The following is a 5,045-nucleotide window of genomic DNA, read 5'->3' on the forward strand; positions in this document are numbered from 1 at the left end:
CGGTCAGGCTGTCGCGCCAGGTCAGCGGGGCGTCACGATCGGCGCGGACACGCTGCGCTGGCTTGGGCTCGCGCGGCAGCGACCAGACACCGGTGAACTGATCATCGGGCGGTGTCTTGACCTCGGTGGTGTGATGCCTGAAGCCGGCGTACTTGCCCGCCGACTGGGCGGCGACGAAGACATTGTTCAGTGCAGCCAACACGCGCGGCGCGTTGCGGCGGGTGTGGTCGCAGGCCAGGCGGCGCCCATGCATCGCCCGCGCGATGAACTCACCGGCAGCGGCAAACACCCGCGGCTCGGCGCGACGGAAGCGGTAGATGCTTTGCTTGGGGTCGCCGACGATGAACACCGCCAGGGGATCGTGTCCGCTGGCCCCGCCACCCGCGCCGGCGTAACCCGCCAGCCACGGCCGCAGCGCGTGCCACTGCAAGGGGCTGGTGTCCTGAAACTCGTCGATCAGCAGGTGGCGCAGGCGCGTGTCCAGCCGCTCCTGGATCCAACCAGCCCAACTGCCCTCGCCCAGCAGTTGCAGCGCCAGTTGCTCCAGGTCGTTCATGTCGACCAAGGCACGCTCGCGCTTCAGTGCCGCGTATTCGGCGAACAGCGCGCGCACCAGCGGCACCATGCGCTGCTGGTCCTCATGCGCCTCTTGCTGCATCAGCTGCTGGTCGATCGCGACCAGGCAGTCGCTCAAGGCGGCGAAGTCGGACGGCACGCCGCTGAGCTTGCGCAGCGTGCCTTCGTCTGTGTGCACGGCCTTCCAGGCGAACGCAAAGGCTTGCGCGCGGTCGTCGGTGTCGATCGCCTGGCGCAGCAGTTGCGCCGCCTTTTGGTGGTTGGCTTTCTCGATGGCACCCAGTGCTCGGGCCAAGCTGGCAAGCAAGTCTTGCAGTGGTGCGGCCGACCATTGGTCCAGCGGGTGGGCAAAGCCCGCACAGGCTGGGAACTGCACCGCTGCCGGCGGCACCGAATCGGCCAGCACACCAGCCGCATCGGCCCGCTCGACCTCGGTGCGGCGTTGCCAGGCCGCGTTGAGCCAACGCACCAGCGTCGTCCGGCCCTGGCGTGCGACAAGAGCGTGGTAGTGCTCGCGCAACTCGGCGTCGGCAGCCACTCGGCGCTGGACTCGGCGCATCAGCTCGGGTTCCAGTTCCGCAGGGTCTTCGATCAATGCCATGCCGGGCGACAGGCCCTGCTCGACCAGCACCTCCAGCGGCGCCATGCGCATCAGCTGCGCGAACCAGGCGTGGAAGGTGCGCACCTGCACTACACGGCCGCTGGCGAGGACGCGCCCGTGCAGTTGACCGAGCGCGGGGGCGTGCCGTTCGGCATCGGCCTCGCCCAGGCCACGGTCGCGCAGCGCCTGCACGCGCTGAGCGTGGGTGGCACGCGCGTCGGAGAACTCGGCCAGCCAGTCGTTCAGGCGCTCACGCATCTCGCCCGCCGCCTTGCGGGTGAAAGTGATGGCGAGGATCTGCTGCGGCTCGGCACCTTCAAGCAGCGCACGCAGGATGCGCGAGACCAGCATCCAGGTCTTACCGGCACCGGCGCAGGCCTCGACGACGACGCTCTGGTGCGGGTCGCAGGCAGTGGCGTAAAAGCGGGCCCGGTCGGACTCGACGCCGTCGATGCTGTAGGCGGCTTGTTGGCTCATGATGCRTCGCCCTGGGTGGACGCGTCCGCGGCAGCCTGCACATCAGCATTCGGGTCGACGTTGGGCGCCCAATGGTCGCGCCGACACAGTCCACGCGCCTCGCAGTGCTCGCACAACTCGCCCTGCCCCAACGCCCGCATGGGCTCGCCAGCACGCACGCGCCGCAGCTCATCCGCCAGCCCGCCGACCAGCATCACCGCCGAAGCGCCAACCTGCACATGGGCCAATTCGACGGGCGATGCCCGATCATCCAGCGCCAGGTAGGCAGCGCTCACCGCCTCGGGCGGCACCTCGCCCTCGCTGGCCACCAGCGCCGCATAAAAAGCCAGCTGCGTGTCTTCGCTGCGGTCGCTCAGTTGTTCTTTCAGTGCCGAGACGCTGCCGGTCTTGTAGTCCAGCAGTTGCACGCGGCCATCGGGGTGGCGGTCCAACCGGTCGAGCCGGCCGTGGATCGACAGGCCCTCCAACGCCTTGGGCGCGATGCGGCGCTCTTGCTCCCCGTGCGCCCAGCGCCAACCTTCGGCTTCGCGCGAGTGCAGCCAACGCAGGTAGCGGTCAGCCAGGGCCTCGAAGCTGGCGAGAAATGGCAGCAGGTCTGATTCGCTGTGGCCCGACTCGGCTTGCTCGTCCTGCGCCGCCTGGTGCAGGCGCGCATTGTCGGCAGCCAGGTCCTGCGTCGGCACCCGGTCCAGGTGGAAGCGATAGAGCACAGCGTGCAGCCAATTGCCGTAGTCGCGCTTGGCCAGGCTGCGGTCCAGCTCATCGGCCTCGCCCAAGCCCAGCAGCACCCGGCTGTAGAAGCGGTAGGGGCAGGCACGCAGGGCTTCAACCGCACTGGCGCTCAGGCTGCTGGGCCAGCGGGTGCCCGCAGTGGGCAACGGTGGCATCACCGGCTGGGGTGCCACCAAGCGTGTCGGCAAACGCGGTGTCGCGCGCGGCAGCTCGCGCGCGCCGCCGGGTGCCGCCAGCCAGGCCAGGCGCAACCGCTCGACCAGCGCGCTCGCGCCCAGCGGCTCGCTGCCTTCGGCCACCCGGCGCAACAGCGTCAATCGAGGTTGCCGCAGTAGTTGCGCGAAAGCCAAGGTCTCGCGCGTGCGCTGCGCGGCGGCACCGTCCAGCCCGAGGGTTTGCGCCGCCGAATGGGGAATCAGCTCGGGCTGCGGCTCGACCACGCCGAAGCGGCGTTCGTCGGTGCCGGGGAAGACAACCGCATCGAAGGGCCGCAGCATTGCCCGGGCCAACGGCGTGATGACCACGCGTGCCTGGCTGTCGTGCGGCGGCACGAAGCTGGCCTCGGCCAGCACCTCGTCGACCCAGGCGACGAAATCGTCCAGTGCCATYGTGGCCTGGTTTGCCAGCGTCGCCCACGCGCCCTCGTGGCCGACGTGGGGCTCCAGCCGCAATGCCGTCAACACTGCGCGGCCCGCGGCGTCATCGCGCCATCGTGCAGCTTCGACCGGCTCGGCGAGGCAAAGTGCCGACAGCGCGCGCAGCCATTCGGCCAAGGGGCGTCGGCGGCCGGCCAGCAGCGGCGCGAGACGCGCCTGCGCGTCGGCCCACAAAGTCTCGGCTCGGGTCTGCGCTTCTTCATCGACTCGACGGCCGCGCCAGTGCGCTTCGAGCGTGGCCAAGGCCTCCGGTTGTGCGAGGMCCAGCGGGTCGTCCTTGAGCCAGTCGAGACGTTGGTCGGCGGCAGACGTGTCGCCGCGGCCGGGGCGCAGCCCTTGCGCGGCGCGCAGCATCGCCACCAGACGCGCCGCCGCCCGGGTGGTGGCCAAGCGCCAGCCGGTGTCGTCGATGACCGGCACGCCAAAACGCTCCAGCAGCGCGCGCACGCGGCGCACACCTTCGCGGTCTTGGGCGATCAGTGCAACTTGCGCGTCAGGCTTTGTCTGCAATTCGGCCAGCATCTGCGCGCAAGCCGCCTGGGCCTCGGTCTCGGCGTCTGGGCACAGGGCTTCGGCGGGCGGCTCTTGGGCCAAGGCCAAGGTGAAGGGTTCGTCCAACGGCGGGTCGGCATCGAGCATCAGGCCTGGGGTGCCTTGGGCGGCCGCTTCGGCGAGCACCGCATCGGCCAGTCGATCGGGGCCGCCCGCGCGCAACAGCACCCAGGCCGACGGACGCAGCCGGCGCAAGGCGTCCGCATCGCCTGCCTCACCGCTCGCCGCCCATTCGAGCGCAATGCGCGCGAGCAGGCGCTCGATGCCGCCCGGCCCGCTGCCGCCAGCCAGCAGCGCTCTCGCCTCCGTCCACCAGGCTTCGCGGGCCTCGGGGGCGCAGCACGCCGCGGCGGCCTGCAGGGCCTCCGCGCTACGTACCAGGGCATCCACGCCTTGGCGAAAAGCTCGGGCGTCTTCGCGCGCCCAAGCCCCGCCGGCCGGTTGTTCACGCAGCCACTGCGCGGCTTGCAAGCGGTTCAGTACCACGTCGGGCCCCGGGCCCGAACCGGGCAGTCGCGGACCGATTTGCACCCGCAGCGTGGCCAGCGTTTCGACCCGCGGCTGCCAACCGCCGGCATCGGCCAAGGCTTGGCGCGCAGCTGGCAGCAGCGCGGCATAGGGCAGGAGCCAGATGGCGTCGCGCAGGTCCACGCCTTGCCCACCGGCCCAGGTTTGCAAAGCCTGCGCCGCCGCCCGCCACCAGGCTCGATCGGGTCGGCCGGGTGGCAAAGAGACGATAGTGGGGGCCGTGGCGGTCATTCAGAAATGGGGGCCGCGCAAGCACCCGCTGCGCAAAGGGCCACCGCCTCAGCGCCAACGACGATTGCGCAAGCTTTATGTCAGAATCATTGTGCCCGGCTCACATCAGGTGCACGGCGCGTTCTGGGGCCTTGAAAAAGCACTGCATCAGCAGCACCTGCCCCACCCGGGCCGAGCGCCCACCGCCTGCGCCCTTTTCGGCCGCCGAGGCCTTCCCCCAAGGATCTTTCATGAGCAGCGAATTGATCAAGCACATCTCCGATGCCTCGTTCGAGGCCGATGTCCTGAAGTCCGACAAGCCGGTGCTGGTCGACTACTGGGCCGAATGGTGTGGCCCGTGCAAGATGATTGCCCCCATCCTGGACGAAACCGCCAAGGAATACGGCGAGCGCTTGCAAATCACCAAAATGAACGTCGATGACAACCGCGACGTGCCGGCCAAGTTCGGTATCCGCGGCATCCCGACGCTGATGTTGTTCAAGGATGGTCAACTCGCCGCCACGAAAGTTGGCGCTCTTTCGAAGGCCCAATTGACCGCCTTCCTCGACGGCCATCTATAATCGTGCCTGACGCACCGGGTGCGGCGGCCCAAACCTCACGGTAGCGGCTCCGCCCCGATGGTGTGAACAGGCTTCAAGGCCACGGCGCCCACGGTCACCTACCGTTTGGCGCGTCGGATTCAGGCCCACAGC

The 5,045-nt window shown here is 69.4% G+C and carries 4 protein-coding genes; 1 reads left to right on the forward strand and 3 read right to left on the reverse strand.

The window, feature by feature from the left end; genetic code table 11:
* The 3 genes from AC1DYI_RS26175 to AC1DYI_RS26185 all read right to left on the reverse strand — a co-directional run.
* The coding region (locus AC1DYI_RS26175; RefSeq protein WP_477207059.1) for a UvrD-helicase domain-containing protein at positions 1-1,654 on the reverse strand (1,654 nt) is incomplete at its 3' end.
* Positions 1,651-4,272, reverse strand: a complete 2,622-nt coding sequence (locus tag AC1DYI_RS26180; RefSeq protein ID WP_477207060.1) for a PD-(D/E)XK nuclease family protein — start codon at positions 4,270-4,272, stop codon at positions 1,651-1,653. The genes AC1DYI_RS26175 and AC1DYI_RS26180, both read right to left, overlap by 4 nt.
* A 181-nt stretch (positions 4,273-4,453) precedes the next feature.
* On the reverse strand, positions 4,454-4,603 hold the full coding sequence (locus tag AC1DYI_RS26185) for a hypothetical protein (protein WP_477207061.1): 150 nt from the start codon (positions 4,601-4,603) through the stop codon (positions 4,454-4,456).
* Between AC1DYI_RS26185 and trxA the strand changes: the two genes are divergently transcribed.
* Positions 4,584-4,913: a thioredoxin TrxA gene (gene trxA, locus AC1DYI_RS26190; RefSeq protein ID WP_477207062.1), complete on the forward strand. Its 330-nt coding sequence runs from the start codon at positions 4,584-4,586 to the stop codon at positions 4,911-4,913. The genes AC1DYI_RS26185 and trxA overlap by 20 nt on opposite strands.
* The last annotated feature ends 132 nt before the right edge of the window (positions 4,914-5,045 follow it).

This window comes from Ideonella sp. P3_A4 (assembly GCF_056403075.1).